Source organism: Novilysobacter longmucuonensis (genome assembly GCF_046600735.1).
GTDB lineage: Bacteria > Pseudomonadota > Gammaproteobacteria > Xanthomonadales > Xanthomonadaceae > Novilysobacter_A > Novilysobacter_A longmucuonensis.
On the sequence record NZ_JBJMAW010000002.1, the window covers coordinates 433666 to 453496 of the forward strand.

Here is a 19831-nt window from a genome sequence, read left to right on the forward strand (position 1 = left end):
ATCCATCGTCGCGAGTTCCTGAAGGCTTCCGGCGCCGGGCTCGGCCTGCTGCTGATGCCCGCGTTCGGCCGCGCGATCGCGGCCGAGGAGCTGACCACACGCATCGACGTAGCAGTGAAGAAGCGCCTGGCCGATATAGCTTTGGAAGCGGCCAGGTCCGGCGGCGCGAGCTACTGCGACGTGCGCATCGGCCGCTACCTCCGCCAGTTCATCACCACCCGGGAAGACAAGGTCGAGAACATCGTCAACACCGAGTCGACCGGCGTCGGCATCCGGGTGCTGGCCAATGGCGCCTGGGGCTTTGCCGCCACCAACGACCTGCGCGGCGACGCGGTGGCCGAGACCGCGCGCCAGGCGCTGGCGATCGCCAAGGCCAACGCGAAGACCAGCACCGCGCCGGTGCAGCTGGCGCCCGCATCCGGTGTCGGTGAGGTCGCCTGGGCCACGCCGATCGAGCGCAACGCGATGGCGGTGCCGGTCAAGGACAAGGTCGAGCTGCTGATGGCGACCAATGCCGCGGCGATGGGCGCCGGCGCCAGCTTCGTCGCCTCGCGGATGTTCCAGGTCAACGAGCAGAAGTATTTCGCCTCCACCGACGGCTCCTACATCGACCAGGACATCCACCGCATCTGGACGCCGTTCACCGTCACCGCGATCGACAAGGACAGCGGCAGGTTCCGCACCCGCGACGGGCTGTCCCCGCCGATGGGCATGGGCTACGAGTTCCTCGATGCGCGCCCGGAGCACCGCTTCGAGCTGCCCGGCGGAGTGGTGATGTATTCGGACTCCTACGACATCGTCGCCGACGCCGCGGCCGCGGCGCGCGATGCCCAGGCCAAGCTCAAGGCTCCATCGGTCAAGCCCGGCAAGTACGACCTGATGCTCGACCCGAGTCATCTGTTCCTGACCATCCACGAGTCGGTCGGCCACCCGCTGGAGCTCGACCGCGTGCTCGGCTTCGAAGCCAACTACGCCGGCACCAGCTTCGCCACGCTCGACAAGTGGCGCGCCGGTGATTTCCGCTACGGCAGCGAGCAGGTCAACATCTTCGCCGACCGCACGCAGCCGCACTCGCTCGGCGCGGTCGGCTTCGATGACGAGGGCATCCCGGGCAAGCGCTGGGACCTGATCAGGGACGGCGTGCTGGTCAATTACCAGGCCACCCGCGACCAGGCCCACATCATCGACGAGTCCGCCTCGCAGGGTTGCTCCTACGCCGACTCGTGGTCCAGCGTGCAGTTCCAGCGCATGCCCAACGTCTCGCTGGCGCCGGGCAAGTCCGAGCTGTCGCCGGCGCAGATGGTCAAGCAGATCGACAACGGCATCTACATCCTGGGCCGTGGTTCGTACTCGATCGACCAGCAGCGCTACAACGCGCAGTTCGGCGGGCAGCTGTTCTTCGAGGTCAAGGACGGCCAGGTCACCCACATGATCGAGGACGTCGCCTACCAGATCCGCACCCCGGAGTTCTGGAACGCCTGCAGTGCGGTCTGCGATGAGCGTGACTTCCGCCTCGGCGGCTCGTTCTTCGACGGCAAGGGCCAGCCCTCGCAGGTCTCTGCGGTCTCGCACGGTTCCAGCACCACACGCTTCGACGGCATCAACGTCATCAACACCGCACGCAGCCTCGGCTGAGCGCCAGGAGATTCGATATGGGTATGTTCACCGAACAGGAAGCCAGGACCATCCTCGACAAGGTCGTCGCGCTGTCGAGCGCCGACGAGTGCACCGCGACGCTGCAGGGCGCGGTCGACGGCAACATCCGTTTCGCCCTCAACAACGTCTCCACCAGCGGGCTGGTCAGCAATACCGAGCTTGCGGTGCAGGTGGCGTTCGGCAAGCGCGTGGGCACCGCGACGATCAACGAGTTCGACGATGCGGCGCTGGCCCGCGTGGTGGGGCGCGCCGAAGAGTTGGCCAAGCTCGCCCCGGAGAACCCCGAGTTCGTCCCGGCGATCGGCAAACAGGCCTACCAGCCGAGCCCGACCTTCAACGCCACCACCGCCGCGATCACCCCGGCCTACCGGGCCCAGGTCGCCGCCGACTCGATCGCGCCGTGCAAGGCCGATGGCCTGGTCGCGGCGGGCTTCCTCGCCGACGGCCAGGGCTTTTTCGCGATGGCCAACAGCAACGGCAACTTCGCCTACCAGAAGTCCTCGGCAATGGACTACACCTGCACCGTGCGCACCGAGGACGGCCGCGGCTCGGGCTGGGTCGCGCGCAACCTCAGCGACGTCGGCAAGTTCGATGCCGGCAGCGACATCCGCACCGCGATCCGCAAGGCGCGCGATTCGGCCGACGCCAAGGCGCTGGAACCGGGCAAGTACACGGTGATCCTGGAGCCGGCCGCGGCCGCCGGCCTGATCTCCTTCATGATGCGGTTCTTCGATGCGCGCCAGGCCGACGAAGGCCGCAGCTTCCTGTCGAAGAAAGGCGGCGGCAACAAGCTCGGCGAGCAGGTCTACGACCCGCGCGTCAACATCACCGCCGACCCGTGGAACACCGAAGCCCCGGCATTGCCGTGGGACGGCGAGGGCCTGCCGCGCGAGAAGATGGCGATCGTCGAGGACGGCAAGATCGCCAACCTGCAGTATTCGCGCTTCTGGGCGAAGGAAAAAGGCAAGCGCGCGGTCGGCGAGCCCGGCAACCTGCTGATGGCCGGCGGCGAGAAGTCCACCGCCGACCTGGTCCGCGATACCGAGCGCGGCATCCTGGTCACGCGCACCTGGTACATCCGCATGGTCGACCCGCAGACCGTGCTGCTGACCGGCCTGACCCGCGACGGCACGTTCTACATCGAAAACGGCGTGATCCGCTATCCGGTCAAGAACTTCCGCTTCAACGAGTCGCCGGTGATCATGCTCAACAACATCGACGAGCTCGGCAAGCCGATGCGCGTGGGCGGCGACGGCTCCAGCTTCGTGATGATGATCCCGCCGATGAAGCTGCGCGACTTCACCTTCACTTCGCTGTCGGATGCGGTCTGAGCGATGGGCGCAGGCGAGCATCGTCGAACCATAATCCGATACTTGCCGTCATCCCCGCGCAGGCGGGGATCCAGTGACGTCCGTGGTGTAGCCACCGCCGCGGAAACCGGGACGCGGGCACGGCCGACACGGGAATGAACCGCACCGCCCATCGCCGGGATTTCCTCCGCCTGCTCGCCGGCGGCCTGGCTGGCGCCGCGTTTTCGCAGCTGCCGCGGCCCGTGCGCGCGGCGGGTCCGCAGTACGACTTCTGGTTCACCCGCCTGCGCTACGACTCCGGCGACTGGGACGTCGACCAGCGCATGCCGGCCAACATGATCACCTCGCTGATCGACTACACCAGCCTGCGTGTGGACCCGAAGGAGCACGTGCTCGACCTGTCCGACCCGAAGATGCTGCTGGCGCCGTTCTGCTATCTCGCCGGCCACAAGCTGGTCGAGTTCAACCCGGCCGAGCGCAGCAATTTCGAGCGCTACGTGCGCAATGGCGGCTTCGTCTTCGTCGACGACTGTAACCACGACATCGACGGGCTGTTCGCCAAGTCGTTCGAGGCGCAGATGGCGGAAATCTTCGGCGGCGATGCCATGGCAAAGCTGCCCAACGACCACGCGCTGTACCGCAGTTTCTTCAAGTTCGAAGACGGGCCGCCGGCCACGAGCTTCGAGCTCAACGGCTGGGGCGACGACCTGGTACACAACTACCTCAAGGGCATCCAGATCGACGGCCGCCTCGGCGTGCTCTACAGCAACAAGGATTACGGCTGCGAATGGGACTACGACTGGCGCAACAAGCGCTTCCTGGCCGAGGACAACACCAAGCTGGCGGTCAATATCGCGATCTATGCGCTGACTGCGTGATGTGGCGCCGGTGATTTACTCGTACAAGCCACATCGCGCGATTCTTTTTTTCGGCCGTCATTCCCGCGAACGCGGGAACCCAGCGACTTTGACTTCCACGCTCGAGACGAAGCCTGAAGGCACTGGGTTCCCGCCTTCGCGGGAATGACGAGCAAAAACACTTCCTTACCGCACCGCCAGCACCGTCTCCCGGACCCGACATGACCGACACCCTCACCGAAGCCGACATCCAGACCGAACTGGCGCAAATGGGCACACTGCGCGAAGCGATCGCCCACGCCATCGTCGGCCAGGAGGCGGTGGTCGAACAGCTGCTGATCGGCCTGCTGGCCGGCGGCCATTGCCTGCTCGAGGGCGTGCCCGGCCTGGGCAAGACGCTGCTGGTGCGCTCGCTGGGGCAGGCGCTGGACCTGCAGTTCCGCCGCGTGCAGTTCACCCCCGACCTGATGCCCAGCGACATCATCGGCACCGAGATCCTCGAGGAGGACCACGGCACCGGGCATCGCAGTTTCAAGTTCCAGCGCGGCCCGGTGTTCACTAACCTGCTGCTGGCCGACGAGCTCAACCGCACCCCACCCAAGACCCAGGCCGCGCTGCTCGAGGCGATGCAGGAGCGCACGGTCAGCTACGCCGGCGTGACCCATGCGCTGCCGCAGCCGTTCTTCGTGCTGGCCACGCAGAATCCGCTGGAACAGGCCGGCACCTACCCGCTGCCCGAAGCGCAGCTCGATCGGTTCCTGCTGCACGTGCAGGTCGAATATCCGAGCGAGGCCGAGGAGCGCGACATCCTGCTGCAGACCACCGGCACCGCCCGCGCGGAAGTGCCGCAGGTGATGCACGGCGATGCGGTGCTCGCGCTGCAGGCACGCGTGCGCGAGGTGCACCTGGGCGAGGACCTGCTTGACTGGATCACCCGGTTGGTGCGCGCCAGCCGTCCGCACCCCGATGCGCCCGCCGAAGTGCGGCAATGGGTGAAGTGGGGCGCTGGCCCGCGCGCCGGGCAGTCGCTGGTGCTGGCCTCGAAGGCGCGTGCGCTGTTGCACGGGCGCCTGGCCGCCTCGCGAGAGGACATCGTCGCGCTGGCCGCGCCGGTGATGCGCCACCGCCTGCTGCTGTCGTTCGCGGCCGAGGCCGAACAGAAGACCGCCGACGACGTGATCGCCGCGCTGCTGCGCGGCGTGCCGTTCGCCGCCCGCTGAGGCGCGACGGCGTGGCCCGGCCGCCCTCCCCCGCCGCCGGCATCGCCGCGGACCTGATCCCGCCGGAAGTCCGCGCGCGGCTCAGGTCCCTGCAGCTGACCGCGCGGCAGGCCGCCGGCGTGCAGGGCTTCGGACTGCATGCCAGCCAGAGCCGCGGCGCCGGCCTGGAGTTCTCGCAATACCGCGCCTACGAACCCGGCGACGAACCGCGCCAGGTCGACTGGAAGCTCTACGCGCGCTCGGACCGTTTCTTCGTGCGCGAAGCCGAGCGCGACAGCCCGATCGACGTTTGGCTACTGATCGATACCAGCGCGTCGATGTCGCAGGGCGATGCGGTGCGCCCGGGCTGGTCGCGGCTGGACGCGGCACGGGCGCTGGCGGCCTGCATCATCGAGCTGGCACTGCGCCAGGGCGATCGTTTCGGGCTGGTCGCGATCGGCGACGGCACGCTGCAGCTGACTCCGATCGGCGCCGGCCCTCGCCATCGCGACCGCTGCGTGCTTGCACTGCGCGGACTCGGCGCGTCCGGCCGATGGCCGGACAAGGCGCGCCTGCGCCCGCTGTGGGAATACGTCGGCGCGCGCACCCTGGTGGTCTCGTTGAGCGATGCCTTCGACCCGGCTGTGGTGCAGCTGGCCGAGCGCCTCGCCGCGGCCCGGCGCGAGGTGCTGAGCGTGCAGATCCTGACCGCCGAGGAGCGCGACTTTCCGTTCCAGGGCGGCCATCGTTTCTACGATCCGGAAACCGGCGCGGAAATGCTGGGCGATGGCGCCAGCGTGCGCGACGGCTTTATCACCCGTTTCGCCGCCGCACGGGCGGCACTGGCGTCGCGGCTCGCCGCCAGCGGCATCCGCCATGTCGAATACGTGCTCGACGAGGCACTCGATGCGCCGCTGCGCCGCCTGTTCGCGACCGGGCCGGGGCGCGCATGAGCTTTTCGCTGTTGCTGCCGATCGGCCTGGCGGCGCTGGCGGCGCTGCTTGTGCCGCTGCTGATCCATATCGCGCGCCGCAGCGAGCAGCGCACGGTCGAGTTTGCCGCGTTGCGCTGGCTGCAGGCGCAGCCGCAGCCGCGTCGCAAACTCCAGCTGGAGGAATACCTGCTGCTGTTGCTGCGCCTGCTGCTGCTCGCCGCGCTGGCGCTTCTACTGGCCGGGCCGGTGCTGTTCGGGCGGCCTGACCGGACGCCATGGGTGGTGCTTGCACCGGGCGTCGAGGTGGCTGCTGCGCGCGACCAGATCGGTGCGCGCGAGGTGCGCGCTCGCTGGCTGGCCTCGGGCTTTCCGGCGTTCGATCCGGCCGCGGAGTCGCCCGACCGTCCGGCCGCTGCTTCACTCGCCAGCCTGCTGCGCGAACTCGACGCGACCCTGCCCGCCGGCACGCCGCTGACCGTGCTCGTCCCGGCCATCCTGAATGGCGCCGATGCCGAGCGACCGCGGCTCAGCCGCCCGGTCGAGTGGCGGGTGCTGCCGTCGGCGCCGCCGGAAATCGACCGCGCCACGGCGCCGCCGGTGCCGACACTGACCGTACGCCATGCACCCGACCGCACCGCATCGTTGCGCTACCTGCGCGCGGCCGGTGCCGCCTGGCAGTCGTCGGCTGCCGAGGGTTCGCGCACGGCCAGATCGGCGGCATCGCCGGTCCGCATCGCACCGGCCTCGCAGGAGTTCGATGCCGGGGTACGCAACCTGGTGTGGCTGGTGCCCGGCCCATTGCCGGCGGCAGTGCGCGAGTGGATCGCCGCCGGCGGCGTCGCCCTGCTCGATGCGCAGGCCGAGCTCCCGCAATTCGACCCGGCCGGCGCCGCGGTGCTGTGGCGTGACGAGCGTGGCCCGCTGGTGCGCGGCATGCGGTGGGGCCAGGGCCGGGTCATGCGCCTGGAGCGCGTGCTGCTGCCGGCGGCGATGCCCGATCTGCTGGAGCCGGACTTCCCGCAGCGGCTGCAGCAGTTGTTCGCTCCCGCATCGCCGCCACCGGCGCGGGTGCAGGCCAGCGCCTACGTCCCACGCACCGGTGCCGCCGCCTATCCGCCGGCGCCCAGCCCGCTCGCTCCATGGCTGGCGGCGCTGATCGCGGCGCTGTTCCTGGCCGAACGCTGGGTGGCCAACGGCCCCCGCCGCAGGTTTGCGCGATGAACGCCGACGCCGTCCTGCGCCAGGCGCGCCGCGCCGCGCTGCAACGCGCGCTCGCACGGACCGGGCTGCTCACGGCGCCGTGGCTGATCGTCGCCGCGGCCCTGGCATGGGCTCTGGCGATGCCGTGGTCCGCGCTGGTGTTGGCGGCGCCGCTGGTGATCACCGCATCGCTGCTCTGGATCGCCGCACGGCAGTTCGACGATCGCTGGCTGGCGCGCGCGCTGAATGCCCGGCGCCAGGACATGGACGACAGCGCGGACTTGTTGCTGATGCGTTCGCCGCCGGCCAGCGCCCTCGAACGCCTGCAGCGCGAGCGCCTGCGCCAGCGTCTGCAGGCCGCTGCCCCGCCCGATCTGCGCGCACCGTGGCGGGTACGCCCGATCGCCACGAACGCCGTGCTTGCCGCGGCGTGCCTTGCCGCGATCACGCTGTGGCCCGCGCCCTCGGCACCGAGTGGGCGCAATGGGTTTGCGCCCCCCGAAGCGGCCGCGGCGAGCCAGCCTCCACAACTGCTCGGGCAACGCATCGACATCGAACCGCCGCCCTACACCGGCCTGCCCGTGCGCAGCGTCGATGCGCTGGCGGCGAAGGTGGCCGAGGGCTCGACGTTGCAGTGGACGCTGCGGTTCGCGCCGATGCCGCAGCGCGCCGAGCTGGTATTCCACGACGGATACCGGCTGGCATTGGAGCGCGAAGGCGATGCCTGGACCGGCCGCCGCCGCCTCGACGAGTCGGCTTTGTACCGCATCGGGCTGGAGCATCCGCTGGCATTGGCCCAGTCCGGCGAACCGCTGCATCGCATCGAGGTCGTGCCCGACCGTCCCCCGCAAGTGGACGCAGTGCGGCCGCAGCGCAACCTGACCCTGCTCGCCCCGGGACAGCGCCGCTGGGCGCTCGCGTTCGAGGCCAGCGACGACCACGGCCTGGCATCGACCGCGCAACTGCGCATCACCCGCACCGAAGGCAGCGGCGAGAACATCACCTCGACCCAGCAGACCCTCTCGCTGCGCGGCCGCGGCGGCGCGACCCAACGACGCTACACACACGAGATCGACCTCGACGCGCTCGGCCTGGTCGAGGGCGACGACGTGATCGTCCAGCTCCGCGTCAGCGACCGCCGCACGCCGGCGCCCCAGACCACGCGCAGCCCGAGCTTCATCCTGCGCTGGCCGCCCGACCCCGGCATCGACGTGACCGGCCTCGATGGCCTGGTCAAGAAAACCCTGCCGGCGTATTTCCGCAGCCAGCGCCAGATCATCATCGATGCCGAGGCGCTGCTGGAGGAAAAGCTGGCGATCAGCCCGGATGCTTACCGCGAACGCTCCGATGGCATCGGCGTCGACCAGCGCCTGCTGCGTTTGCGCTACGGCCAGTTCCTCGGCGAGGAAAGCGAATCCGCGCCACGCCTGATGCCGACCAACGATGCCCGCGATGAGCACGAGGATGAGGGCGGGGAGGACGGGCACGCACCCGGCGATGCGAATGCCAGATCCGCAACCGCGACGGCAAGCCCCGCCGCGGATTCGCACGACGATGACCATGGCCATGCCGCGGACCCTCAGCGGCAGCCGAGCTTCGGCGAGGAACAGTCCGTGCTCGAGCAGTTCGGCCATACCCATGACATCGCCGAGGCGGCGACGCTGCTGGACCCACAAACGCGCGCGCTGCTGAGGGCCGCGCTCGACGAGATGTGGCAGTCCGAGCTGCACCTGCGGCAGGCGCAGCCGGAACTCGCCCTGCCCTACGCCAACCGCGCGCTGGGTTTCATCAAGCAGGTGCAGCAGGCCTCGCGCATCTACCTGCCGCGCCTGGGCACGCAGTTGCCGCCGATCGATGAAAACCGGCGGCTCGGCGGCGATCGCGAGGGGCTGGGTGACCGCGCCGATCTGCTCGCGGCGGCGACCGCCGCCGACCCGGTGCCGGCCGATGCCTGGCGTGCGCTTGCGCCGCTGCCCGGCGCAGGCGCGGTCGATCTCGACGCGCTCAGCGAATGGCTCGCCACCGGCGCCAGCGATCGCCAGGATCCGCTGGAGGTGGCCGCCGCGATCGACACCCTGCGCCGGGATCCGGGCTGCGCCGCCTGCCGGAAGCGCCTGCGGGCCCTGCTGTGGCCGCTGCTGGCAGCCCCACCGCCGGCGATCGGCCCGCGCCGGCCGGCCGGACCGGTCGGCCAGGCCTACCTCGACGCGCTCGGCCAGGAGCCGACGCCATGAACGCGTCGCTGCTCGTCGCCGGCCTGCTCGCGCTTGCGGTGCTGCTCGGCAGTGCACGGTTGTGGTGGAGCCTGCGCCGCGCCGCGCCCGCTGCGCGGCCACAAGGCTGGCGCGTGACCCTGTTGCTGCTGGTCCAGGCCGCGGGCGCGGTGCTGCTGTATTTCGTGCTGTTCCCGCCGCCGCAGGCGCGCGAGGCCGGCACGCTGGTGGTGCTGACCGCGCGGTCGAGCGAGGTGCCCGTGCAGGACAGTGCTGCGCAGGCGCTGGCCGGCGAGCACGTGGTGGCCTTGCCGGAAGCCGACGCCCCGCCCGGCACCGAGGGGGTGCCCGACCTGGCCACCGCCCTGCGTCGCTACCCGGCGACGACGCGCCTGCGCGTGCTCGGTGCCGGCCTGGTCGCACGCGACCGCGACCGCGATGCCGTGGGCACGCGGACGCTGGCGTTCCACCCCGCGCCGCAGCCGCGCGGCCTGGCCGAGCTGCACGCGCCGGCGCAGGTCCCGGCCGGGCGCCGTTTCCGCATCACCGGCCGCGCCGCGCAACTGGCCGATGGCGCGGCCGAACTGATCGATCCGGCCGGGCAGCGGGTCGATCGCGTGCAACTCGACGAGGCCGGCCATTTCGAACTGCACGGTACCGCGCGCAGCGCCGGCCCGACCACATTCGGCCTGCGCCTGCACGATGCGCGCGCCGAGCCGGTCGAACAGGTCGCCGTCCCCCTGCAGGTCGCGGCTGCACGCCCGCTGCGCGCGCTGGTGCTGGCCGGCGCGCCCAACCCGGAGCTCAAATACCTGCGCCGCTGGGCGCTGGATGCGGGCATCGAGCTCGACACCCGGATCAGCCTGGGCGCCGGGCTGCAGATCGGCACCGCGCCGGTCGCGCTCGATGCCGCCGCTCTGGGCGGGTTCGACCTGGTCGTGCTCGACCAACGCAGCTGGCGCGCGCTCGCTGCCGGACCGCGCGCGGCCCTGTCGACTGCGGTCGAAGACGGTTTGGGGCTGCTGGTGCGCATGACCGGGCCGGCGACGGCTGCGGATCTCGAGCGGCTGGAGGGCCTCGGCTTCACCGCGACCGCTGGCGACGCCGCCGGCGAGACCCGGCTGGGCGCCGGCTTTGCACGCGCCGGCGAGGCCGCCGATGCGATGCCGGGCATCGCCCGCAGTGCATTGACGATCACCGCGGTCGATGGCGTCGAACTGGCGCGCGATGCCGCCGGTGCGCCGCTGGCGTCGTGGCGGGCCGCCGGGCGCGGCCGCATCGGCGTCTCGGTCCTCGACCACAGCTACCGGCTGGTGCTGGCCGGACGTGGGGAGGCGCACGGCGAGCTCTGGAGCCGCACATTCACCACCCTGGCGCGGCCGGGCGGCACGGCCGGCGAGGTGCACATCCCGTTGGCCTGGTCGCAGCAACGCGCCGCGCTGTGCGGCATCGATGACCGCGCGCGGGTGACCGCTCCCGACGGCTCTGACACTGATCTGCACCTCGACCCGGCCAGCGGTGCGCGCCGCTGTGCCGGCTTCTGGCCGGAAACCCCCGGTTGGCACCTGCTGCGCGCCGGCGCGGAAGTCGTCCCGTTTTACGTCCGCGATGCCGGCGAGGCCCCCGGCCTGCAGGCCCATGCGGTGCGCGAGGCGACCCTGGCGCTGGCAGGGGGTCGCACCGGCCCGGCGGCGAATGCGGCTGGCGCCGCGCGGGCGACGGTGAACGCAGATGGCGCCGCGCAAGCGACGGTGAACGCAGACGGCGCCGCGCAGGCGGCGGCGCCAGGCCCACGCTGGCCGTGGTTCCTCGCATGGCTGCTGCTGGCGAGCGCCGGATGGTGGTTGGAGCGCTCGCGGCTGGGCCTGCCGCGCAGCTGACCAGCACTGCCTGAGTTACGGCCGCAGCGGCATTCGTGCGAAAATCGCCGCCTTCAGGCCCCGTAGCTCAGCTGGATAGAGCGGTCCCCTCCTAAGGGACAGGTCGTGCGTTCGAATCGCGCCGGGGTCGCCAGGATTTACTTGTTGCGCATCCATGCGCAAAACCCCGCACATCCATGTGCGGACTGTCCAATGCTCGTCGCTTCTCCGGTTTTCGCCCTGCTCGGGTTTCTCGCTTTTCCCATTTTCTATTTTCTGTTTACCGTTTTCTGCTTTTATTCCAAGGAGTTTTTGCAATGACCCATCCCGTCCTCACCGCACTCGGCTTGACCGACACCCCGTCCGGCACCTACCTCGGCAATGGCGAATGGGCCAGCACGAGCGGTGCCGGCATGCTGGAGCCGACCAATGCGACCGACGGCGAGGTGCTGGCGCGGGTTCCCGCCTCCTCGCAGGCCGACTACGACAAGATCGTCGAGCGCGCCCAGGCCGCGTTCAAGGTGTGGCGTACGACCCCGGCGCCGCGCCGCGGTGAAGCCGTTCGCCTGTGTGCCGATGCGCTGCGCACGCACAAGGACGCACTCGGTTCGCTGGTCGCGCTGGAGATGGGCAAGTCCAAGCCCGAGGGCGACGGCGAAGTGCAGGAGATGATCGACATCGGCGAGTTCGCCGTCGGCCTGTCGCGCCAGCTGTACGGCCTGACCATGCACTCGGAGCGTCCTGGCCACCGCATGTACGAGCAGTGGCAGCCGCTGGGCGTGGTCGGTGTGATTTCCGCGTTCAACTTCCCGGTCGCGGTCTGGGCCTGGAACGCGCTGGTGGCCGCGGCCTGCGGCGACATCGTGATCTGGAAGCCCTCGCCCAAGACCCCGCTGTCGGCGATCGCCTCGATCAAGATCTGCAACGAGGCGTTGAAGAAGGGCGGCTTCCCCGACATCTTCTTCCTGTTCAATGACGCCGGCACCGAGCTCGCGCAAAAGTTCGTCGACGACAAGCGCATCGGCCTGATCAGCTTCACCGGTTCGACCAAGGTCGGCCGCCACGTTGGCGAGCGGGTCGCGCGCCGCCTGGGCCGCTCGCTGCTGGAGCTCGGCGGCAACAACGCGATGATCGTCGATGCCAGCGCCGACCTGAAGCTGGCGATCCCGGCGATCGTCTTCGGCGCGGTCGGCACTGCCGGCCAGCGCTGCACCAGCACGCGCCGCGTGTTCATCCACGAGTCGATCCATGACGACGTGCTGGCCAAGCTGGTCGCCGCCTACAAGCAGGTCGAGGGCAAGATCGGCGATCCGACCGACCCGGCCAACCTGATGGGCCCGCTCAACAGCGCCGATGCGGTGCAGGCTTACCTCGCTGCGATCGAGAAGGCCAAGGCCGCTGGCGGCAAGATCGAGACCGGCGGCGCCGCCATCGACCGCAAGGGCAACTTCGTGCTGCCGACGCTGGTGACCGGCCTGAAGAACGATGCCGAAGTCGTACAGACCGAGACTTTCGCGCCGATCCTCTACGTGATGAAGTTCAAGGACCTCGACGAAGCGCTCGCGATGCAGAACGACGTGCCGCAGGGCCTGTCCTCGGCGATCTTCACCGAGAGCCTGAAGGCGGCCGAGGCGTTCCTGTCGGCGCGCGGTTCCGATTGCGGCATCGCCAACGTCAACATCGGCACCTCCGGTGCGGAAGTCGGCGGCGCGTTCGGCGGCGAGAAGGACACCGGCGGCGGTCGCGAGTCCGGCTCGGACGCATGGCGCGCGTACATGCGCCGCCAGACCACCACCATCAACTATTCCGACGAACTGCCGCTGGCGCAGGGCATCAAGTTCGATCTGTAGTTGTCCGGCGGGATGCCGGCAGTGCCGGGCGCTGGCCACTCCGCCGTGGTCGCGGCGGGGGTGGTCCAGCCGCCTGAACGCGGGCATTGCGCCCGCGTGAGGGTCCAGTCGGTCCCGGCGTGCTGCGGGACCACGACGGTAGCGGGCCGCCAGCGAACGGCCATGGATCGGCGGGAATGACGTGTCTTCGGACTATGATTCCCGGCATGGCCTCTGGATTTCCGCCGGCTCGGGAATGACGGCTGAAGCATCTGGATTCCCGCCTGCGCGGGACGACGGCTGAAAACAACGACGCACTCAGGTCCCGACCGCCCCACCGACCGATGTACTCCCTCGCCCGCCCCCTGCTGTTCAACTTCGATGCCGAGCGTGCCCACGGCCTGACGCTGCGGGCGCTGGACGTGGCCTACCGCAGCGGGCTCGATGCGCTGGTGGCGGGCCGGTCCGAGCCGCTGCCCACACGCGTGCTGGGGCTGGATTTCCCCAACCCGGTCGGCCTGGCTGCCGGACTCGACAAGAACGGCGCGCATATCGATGCGCTGTTCGCGCTGGGCTTCGGCTCGGTCGAGATCGGCACCGTCACCCCGCGGGCGCAGGCCGGCAACCCGAAGCCGCGCATGTTCCGCCTGCCGGGGCACGAGGCGATCATCAACCGGCTGGGGTTCAACAACGCCGGGGTCGATGCGGTGGTACGCAATGTCGAGCGCGCCCGCCACAGCACCCACGGCCGCGCGGCTGGCGGCGGCCTGCTCGGCATCAACATCGGCAAGAACAGGGACACCCCCAACGAGATCGCCGAAGGCGACTACATGTACTGCCTGTCGCGGGTGTATGCGCTGGCCGACTACGTCACCATCAACATCTCCTCGCCCAACACCGCCGGGCTGCGCGAGCTGCAGGAAGAACAGCTGCTGCGCCGCCTGATCGGCATCCTGCGCGAGGAACAGGAGCGCCTCGGCGCCAAGCATGGTCGCCGCGTGCCGATGCTGGTCAAGATCGCGCCCGACCTGTCGGACGACGACATCGAGGCCTGCGCGCGGGTGCTGACCGAGCTGGAGGTCGATGGCGTGATCGCGACCAACACCACCGTCTCGCGCGACGCGATCGAAGGCGCGCGCCACGCCGAAGAGCCCGGCGGGCTCTCGGGCAAGCCGCTGATGGGGCAGTCGACCACGGTGCTGAGGATGATGCGCACTCGCCTGCCCGAGGCGATTCCGCTGGTCGGGGTCGGTGGCATCCTGTCCGGCGCCGACGCGGTCACCAAGATGGCCGCCGGCGCCAGCCTGGTGCAGTGCTACAGCGGCCTGATCTATCGCGGGCCGGAACTGGTGCACGAGTGCGTGGAGGCGATCCGCCGGCGCAAGTTCGCACCCAGCCGCGGGCCAGTGCCGCCGATCGCATGAGGTCGTCACCCGATGCGGATCACGTGACGTTGCCCTGCACCCGACCCGCCGTGCGCATCCTGCGGGACGCGCCGCTGCAGTCGCGCAACAGCTTCGGCGTGGCCGCATCCGCGGCGCTGCTGGCGGAGGTCGGCGATGCCTCGGCGCTGCCGGATTTGTTCATGCAGGCCGGGTTCGCCGGTACCACTCCGCTGGTGCTGGGCGGCGGCAGCAACCTGTTGTTCGCCGGCGATCCGGCTCGGCCGGTGCTGGCGCTGACCGGGCAGACGGTGTCGCTGAAGCACTCGGATGACGCACGCGCGGTCCTGCGCGCCGATGCTGGCGTCAATTGGCATGATTTCGTGATGCGCAGCCTGGCGCAGGGCTACGCCGGGCTGGAGAACCTCGCGCTGATCCCGGGCACGGTCGGCGCCGCGCCGATCCAGAACATCGGTGCCTACGGGGTCGAGGTGGGCGCGTTCATCCACGCGGTCGAAGCCTGGGAACCGGCCACCGCCACGCTGCACCGGCTGGAACCGGCCGCCTGCGGCTTCACCTACCGCGACAGCCTGTTCAAGCGGCAACCGGAGCGCTATGTCGTCACCGCGGTCGAGTTCGCACTGCCGCGCAGCCCGGCGCTCCAACTGGACTACGCCGGCATCGGCGAGGAGTTGCTGGCGATGGGCATCCGGTCGCCGACGCCGCAACAGGTGGCCGAGGCGGTGATCGCGATCCGCCGGCGCAAACTGCCCGACCCGGCGGTGCTCGGCAATGCCGGCAGCTTCTTCAAGAACCCGATCGTGCCGGGTGCGCAGGCCGAGGCCCTGCTGACCGAGAACCCTGCGCTGCCGGTGTTCCGCGGGGCGGATGACGCCACCCGCAAGCTCTCGGCCGCGTGGCTGATCGATGCCTGCGGCTGGAAGGGCCACCGCGATGGCGATGCCGGCGTGGCGGCCTCGCACGCGCTGGTGCTGGTCAACCATGGCGCGGCGACCGGGCCGCAGCTGCTTGCTCTGGCGCGGCGCATCGCGGCCTCGGTACAGGCGCGCTTCGGCGTCGCACTGGAACCGGAGCCGCGGATCGTCGGCGCAGACTGGTGAGGCCGATGCCGCTACGCACGTGCGCCGCAGGGCGGGCTGCCAAGCCCAACGTCTCGCGCCGGCAAGCCGGGCTTGGCAGCCCAGCCTCCCCGTCGGGGACTTCCGCTTGATGCCGCGTACCCCGCATTCCCGCGCAGCCCTGCTGATGCTCGGCAGCACGGTGTTCTTTGGGCTGATGGCGGTCTCGATCCGGCTTGCCTCCGAGCACTTGCACACCTTCGAGATCGCGTTCTTCCGCAACTTCTTCGGCCTGGTCGCGGCACTGCCGCTGCTGCTCAAGCACGGCCCGGGACTGCTCAGGACCGACCAGCTGCCGCGCTACTTCGTGCGCTGCCTGATCGGGGTGCTGTCGATGTTCTGCGGCTTCTGGGCGATCGGCAACCTGCCGCTGGCGCAGGCGATCTCGCTGTCGTATTCGACCCCGCTGTTCGTGACCATCGCCGCGGTGATCTGGCTCGGCGAGCAGGTGCGCCTGCGGCGCTGGGCCGCGGTGATCCTGGGCTTCATCGGCGTGCTGATCATCGTGCGACCGGGCTCGGACAGCTTCACCGCCGGCTCGCTGGTCGCGATTTCGGCGGCGGTGCTCAGCGGCATCGTCGCGATCCAGATCAAGCAGCTCTCGCGCACCGAGCCGGCCGATCGCATCGTCATTTTCACCACCCTGCTGTGGGTGCCGATGTCGCTGTTGCCCGCGCTGTGGGTGTGGGAATGGCCACGCGGCATCACCTGGCTGTGGGTCGCCGCGGCCGGCGGGCTGGGCACCGGCGGGCACATGCTGTGGACGCGCGCACTGAAGCTTGGCGACGTTTCGGCACTGACCCCGATCAGCTTCATGCAGCTGCCGATCGTGGCGCTGTTGGGCTTCCTGCTGTTCGACGAGAACGTGGACCGCTGGACCGTGATCGGCGCCGCGGTGATCTTCCTGGCCAATGCCTACATCGCCCACCGCGAAGCGCAGCTCGCGCGGCGCGCGGCGACGGCATCGCCGATCGAGGCGGCCAAGCCGGGCGAGTGACCGTGCTCACCGCGCCCTTGTAGGAGCGCCCCATGGGCGCGATGCTCGTGCTAAGGCTCCGCCCGGCGCCAGGGCCGCAAATGCCCGCGGAACGCCACCAGGTAGACCACCGCCGCCCACGCGCTGGCCGCCGCCCAGCCGGCGAGGATGTCCGACGGAAAATGCACGCCCAGGTAGACCCGCGAGAACCCGACCAGCAGCACGAAAGGCACCGCCAGCGCGATCACCGGCCAATGCCAGCGCGTCTGCCACGCCAGCAACACCAGCACCCAGGCCAGCGTCGCCGAGCCCATCGCGTGGCCACTGGGAAAGCTGAACGTGATCTCCGGCATGATCGACTCCCACAGCGACGGCCGCTCGCGCGCGAACGCCAGCTTGGTCGCCATGTTCAGCAGGGCCGAGCCGCCCAGGGCGATGGCCGCGAAGGTCGCCTCGCGAAAACGCCGCAGGAACGTCAGCACCAGCACCAGCGCGATGTCCAGCGGCACCACGCCGTTGAGGTAACCGGCCTCGCTGATCCAGACGAAGGCGCGGTCGGCGCCCGGACTGGCCAGCCCGTGCGCGAACCGCAGGATCGGCTCGTCGAACGGGATCACGTCCTGCCCGTGGATCTCGTCGGCGAGCTCTGCAAACCCCCACAACGGCAGCAGCAGGCCGGCGAACACCAACGCCAGCCGCCAGCCATGGCGCTTGAGGAACGCGGCGCCAAACCGCGCCTCCTGCTGCAGCGCGTGGCCGGCTTCGGACGCCTGGTGGTCAGCCGTCCTGGGTGGATCGACCGTAGTTTTTCTCGACGTATTGGTCGATGAGCGCGAGGAAGTCATGGGCGATATTCTCGCCGCGCAGCGTGACGGTCTTTTCACCGTCCTCGAACACCGGCGCGGAGGGCGCCTCGCCGGTGCCCGGCAGCGAGATGCCGATATTGGCGTGGCGCGACTCGCCGGGGCCGTTGACCACGCAGCCCATCACCGCCAGCGTCAGGTTCTCCGCGCCGGGATGACTGACCTTCCATTGCGGCATCTGCGCGCGCACGTGCGCCTGCACGCGCTGCGCCAGCTCCTGGAAGAACTCGCTGGTGGTGCGCCCGCAACCCGGGCAGGCGGTGACCATCGGGGTGAACGCGCGCAGGCCCATGGTCTGCAGCAGCTCCTGCGCGACGACCACTTCGTTGCTGCGCGCCTGCCCCGGCTCCGGGGTGAGCGAAATGCGGATGGTGTCGCCGATGCCTTCCTGCAGCAGCACCGCGAGCGCGGCACTGGAGGCGACGATGCCCTTGCTGCCGATGCCGGCCTCGGTCAGTCCCAGGTGCAGCGCGTAGTCGCCGCGGGTGGCGAGTTCGCGATAAACCGCGACCAGCTCCTGCACCCCGCTGACCTTGGCGCTGAGCACGATGCGGTCGGCCGGCAGGCCCAGTTCGACAGCGCGCGCGGCCGAGTCCAGCGCCGAGCGGATCAGCGCCTCACGCAGGACCCGGCTGGCGTCCCAGGGTTCGGCACGGGCGTGGTTCTCGTCCATCAGCCGCGTGGCCAGCGCTTGGTCCAGCGAGCCCCAGTTGGCGCCGATGCGCACCGCCTTGCCGTGCTCGATCGCCAGTTCGATCAGGGTCGCGAACTGGCTGTCGCGCTTTTTGCCGAAGCCGACATTGCCGGGATTGATCCGGTACTTGGCCAGCGCCCGCGCGCAGGCCGGCTCGGCGGTCAGCAGCTGGTGGCCGTTGTAGTGGAAATCGCCGATCAGCGGGACTTCAATGCCCATCATCGCGAGCTTGTCGACGATCCGCGGGACCGCGGCGGCAGACTCGGCATTGTTGACCGTGAGCCGCACCAGCTCCGAGCCGGCGCGCCACAGCTCGGCGACCTGCCTCACGGTGCCGGCGACATCGGCGGTGTCGGTGTTGGTCATCGACTGCACCACCACCGGCGCACCGCCGCCCACCTCGACCCCACCGATCCGCACCGCCCGGGTCAGGCGGCGTGGCAACGGGCCGAACGGGGCGTGGGCGCAGGGCAAGGTGGCATCGGCATTCATGCCGGCCATTGTACCGCCGGCCTCCCTCAGCCTTTGCAGGAGCGACGCAAGTCGCGACCCCGGAATGTCCGCCCCTCGGTGCGGTACCGTCTACGGTTCCGCGATCCACGTTTTTTACGCTGATCAACGCTGATAAGCACGGATAAGCACGGATGAGCACGGATCAAGCGTATTCACTGTGCATTTGCCTTATCCGTGTCCATCCGCGTTAATCCGCGTCCCAGGCTGTTGACAGAGCAATGAACCGCGACGACCCCAACCACGTCCTCACCCCGAGCCAGCTCAATACGCTGGCGCGCGACCTGCTGGAGGGCGCGTTCCCGCTGGTGTGGGTCGAGGCCGAGCTGGGCAACCTCTCGCGGCCGGCCTCCGGGCACCTGTACTTCACGCTCAAGGACGCGCGCGCGCAGGTGCGGTGTGCGATGTTCAAGCCCAAGAGCACCTGGCTGAAGTTCGCGCCGCGCGAGGGCCTGCGCGTGCTCGCGCGCGGCCGGTTGACGCTGTACGAGGCGCGCGGCGACTACCAGTTGGTGCTCGACCACATGGAGGAGGCCGGCGAAGGCGCGCTGCGCCGCGCCTTCGAGGAGCTCAAGGCGAAACTGGCGGCCGAGGGCCTGTTCGCTGCCGAACGCAAGCGGCCGCTGCCGAAATTCGCTTCGCGCATCGGCTTGATCACCTCGCCCAGCGGCGCCGCGGTGCGCGACGTGCTGAGCGTGCTGGCGCGGCGCTTCCCGCTGGTCCAGGCCGAGGTGTTGCCGGTGCCGGTGCAGGGCGAGGCCGCGGCGGCGCAGATCACCCGCATGCTGCAGCGCGCTGCCGCATCAAACCGCTTCGACGTGCTGGTGCTGGCCCGCGGTGGCGGCTCGCTGGAGGACCTGTGGGCGTTCAACGACGAGCACCTGGCGCGCGCGATCGCCGCATCCACGGTGCCGGTGGTGTCGGCGATTGGCCACGAGACCGACTTCAGCCTGGCCGACTTCGCCGCCGACGTGCGCGCACCAACGCCGTCGGTCGCGGCCGAGCTGCTGGTGCCGCACCGCGACGACCTGCTGCAGCGCCTGCGCTCGCTCGATGCTCGCCTGCGCAACCTGCAGACGCAACGTCTGCGCCAGGCGATGCAACGCGCCGACCGCGCCGCGCTGCGCCTGAACGCGCTGCGCCCGCAGGCCCGGGTGGAGCTGCTGTGCCGGCGCCAGGCCGAAGCGCTGCGCCGGCTGGCGGCCGCCTG

15 protein-coding genes and 1 tRNA gene are annotated in these 19831 nt (G+C 70.1%); 14 read left to right on the top strand and 2 right to left on the bottom strand.

Annotation, left to right across the window (positions count from 1 at the left end; all coding sequences use genetic code 11):
* From ACJQWM_RS04000 to ACJQWM_RS04060, 13 genes are all read left to right on the top strand, one after another.
* Positions 1–1635 (top strand): TldD/PmbA family protein, encoded by a 1635-nt coding sequence (locus tag ACJQWM_RS04000; protein ID WP_332702087.1) that lies wholly within the window; start codon positions 1–3, stop codon positions 1633–1635.
* Positions 1636–1652: 17 nt separating this feature from the next.
* On the top strand, positions 1653–2987 hold the full coding sequence (locus ACJQWM_RS04005; protein ID WP_332701698.1) for a TldD/PmbA family protein: 1335 nt from the start codon (positions 1653–1655) through the stop codon (positions 2985–2987).
* Positions 2988–3121: 134 nt separating this feature from the next.
* Positions 3122–3844 carry a DUF4159 domain-containing protein gene (locus ACJQWM_RS04010; RefSeq protein ID WP_332701696.1) on the top strand — a complete coding sequence of 241 codons (723 nt, stop codon included), beginning with the start codon at positions 3122–3124 and terminating at the stop codon, positions 3842–3844.
* A 200-nt stretch (positions 3845–4044) separates the two neighbouring features.
* A complete protein-coding gene (locus tag ACJQWM_RS04015) occupies positions 4045–5043 on the top strand; it encodes an AAA family ATPase (protein WP_332701694.1) in 999 nt (332 codons plus the stop codon).
* An 11-nt stretch (positions 5044–5054) separates the two neighbouring features.
* Positions 5055–5975: a DUF58 domain-containing protein gene (locus ACJQWM_RS04020; RefSeq protein ID WP_411306672.1), complete on the top strand. Its 921-nt coding sequence runs from the start codon at positions 5055–5057 to the stop codon at positions 5973–5975.
* Positions 5972–7177, top strand: coding sequence for a BatA domain-containing protein (locus ACJQWM_RS04025; protein ID WP_332707947.1), 1206 nt, complete (start codon positions 5972–5974; stop codon positions 7175–7177). The genes ACJQWM_RS04020 and ACJQWM_RS04025 overlap by 4 nt, the downstream gene beginning before the upstream one ends.
* The gene (locus ACJQWM_RS04030; RefSeq protein ID WP_411306673.1) at positions 7174–9390 is read left to right on the top strand and encodes a hypothetical protein; all 2217 of its coding nucleotides are present in this window, start codon (positions 7174–7176) and stop codon (positions 9388–9390) included. The genes ACJQWM_RS04025 and ACJQWM_RS04030 overlap by 4 nt, the downstream gene beginning before the upstream one ends.
* Positions 9387–11249 carry a carboxypeptidase regulatory-like domain-containing protein gene (locus tag ACJQWM_RS04035; protein ID WP_411306674.1) on the top strand — a complete coding sequence of 621 codons (1863 nt, stop codon included), beginning with the start codon at positions 9387–9389 and terminating at the stop codon, positions 11247–11249. The genes ACJQWM_RS04030 and ACJQWM_RS04035 overlap by 4 nt, the downstream gene beginning before the upstream one ends.
* 56 nt (positions 11250–11305) lie before the next feature.
* A tRNA-Arg gene (locus ACJQWM_RS04040) sits at positions 11306–11382 on the top strand.
* Positions 11383–11545: 163 nt separating this feature from the next.
* Complete coding sequence (gene amaB, locus ACJQWM_RS04045) at positions 11546–13078, top strand: L-piperidine-6-carboxylate dehydrogenase (RefSeq protein WP_332707732.1); 1533 nt, start codon at positions 11546–11548, stop codon at positions 13076–13078.
* Positions 13079–13401: 323 nt separating this feature from the next.
* Positions 13402–14481 (top strand): quinone-dependent dihydroorotate dehydrogenase, encoded by a 1080-nt coding sequence (locus ACJQWM_RS04050; protein ID WP_332707736.1) that lies wholly within the window; start codon positions 13402–13404, stop codon positions 14479–14481.
* Positions 14478–15560 (top strand): UDP-N-acetylmuramate dehydrogenase, encoded by a 1083-nt coding sequence (murB, locus tag ACJQWM_RS04055; protein WP_411306675.1) that lies wholly within the window; start codon positions 14478–14480, stop codon positions 15558–15560. The genes ACJQWM_RS04050 and murB overlap by 4 nt, the downstream gene beginning before the upstream one ends.
* Positions 15561–15669: 109 nt before the next feature.
* Positions 15670–16575: a DMT family transporter gene (locus ACJQWM_RS04060; protein ID WP_332707742.1), complete on the top strand. Its 906-nt coding sequence runs from the start codon at positions 15670–15672 to the stop codon at positions 16573–16575.
* Positions 16576–16625: 50 nt separating this feature from the next.
* Here the strand turns inward: ACJQWM_RS04060 and ACJQWM_RS04065 are convergent, their stop codons facing one another.
* Both ACJQWM_RS04065 and ispG read right to left on the bottom strand, forming a co-directional pair.
* Positions 16626–17399, bottom strand: coding sequence for a phosphatase PAP2 family protein (locus tag ACJQWM_RS04065; RefSeq protein ID WP_332707745.1), 774 nt, complete (start codon positions 17397–17399; stop codon positions 16626–16628).
* Complete coding sequence (gene ispG, locus ACJQWM_RS04070) at positions 17332–18603, bottom strand: flavodoxin-dependent (E)-4-hydroxy-3-methylbut-2-enyl-diphosphate synthase (RefSeq protein ID WP_332707748.1); 1272 nt, start codon at positions 18601–18603, stop codon at positions 17332–17334. Before ispG ends, ACJQWM_RS04065 begins: the two co-directional genes overlap by 68 nt.
* Before the next feature lie 239 nt (positions 18604–18842).
* Here ispG and xseA point away from each other — a divergent pair.
* Positions 18843–19831: exodeoxyribonuclease VII large subunit (xseA, locus tag ACJQWM_RS04075; RefSeq protein ID WP_411306676.1), on the top strand; the 989-nt coding region annotated here is incomplete at its 3' end.

Bases quoted from the DNA above. Each gene is read 5' to 3' on its own strand.
- ispG (WP_332707748.1), bottom strand. From the start codon at position 18,603: ATGAATGCCGATGCCACCTTGCCCTGCGCCCACGCCCCGTTCGGCCCG.
- ACJQWM_RS04005 (WP_332701698.1), top strand. From the start codon at position 1,653: ATGGGTATGTTCACCGAACAGGAAGCCAGGACCATCCTCGACAAGGTC.
- ACJQWM_RS04010 (WP_332701696.1), top strand. From the start codon at position 3,122: ATGAACCGCACCGCCCATCGCCGGGATTTCCTCCGCCTGCTCGCCGGC.
- amaB (WP_332707732.1), top strand. From the start codon at position 11,546: ATGACCCATCCCGTCCTCACCGCACTCGGCTTGACCGACACCCCGTCC.
- ACJQWM_RS04060 (WP_332707742.1), top strand. From the start codon at position 15,670: ATGCCGCGTACCCCGCATTCCCGCGCAGCCCTGCTGATGCTCGGCAGC.
- ACJQWM_RS04065 (WP_332707745.1), bottom strand. From the start codon at position 17,399: ATGACTTCCTCGCGCTCATCGACCAATACGTCGAGAAAAACTACGGTC.
- ACJQWM_RS04015 (WP_332701694.1), top strand. From the start codon at position 4,045: ATGACCGACACCCTCACCGAAGCCGACATCCAGACCGAACTGGCGCAA.
- ACJQWM_RS04035 (WP_411306674.1), top strand. From the start codon at position 9,387: ATGAACGCGTCGCTGCTCGTCGCCGGCCTGCTCGCGCTTGCGGTGCTG.
- ACJQWM_RS04030 (WP_411306673.1), top strand. From the start codon at position 7,174: ATGAACGCCGACGCCGTCCTGCGCCAGGCGCGCCGCGCCGCGCTGCAA.
- murB (WP_411306675.1), top strand. From the start codon at position 14,478: ATGAGGTCGTCACCCGATGCGGATCACGTGACGTTGCCCTGCACCCGA.
- ACJQWM_RS04050 (WP_332707736.1), top strand. From the start codon at position 13,402: ATGTACTCCCTCGCCCGCCCCCTGCTGTTCAACTTCGATGCCGAGCGT.
- ACJQWM_RS04025 (WP_332707947.1), top strand. From the start codon at position 5,972: ATGAGCTTTTCGCTGTTGCTGCCGATCGGCCTGGCGGCGCTGGCGGCG.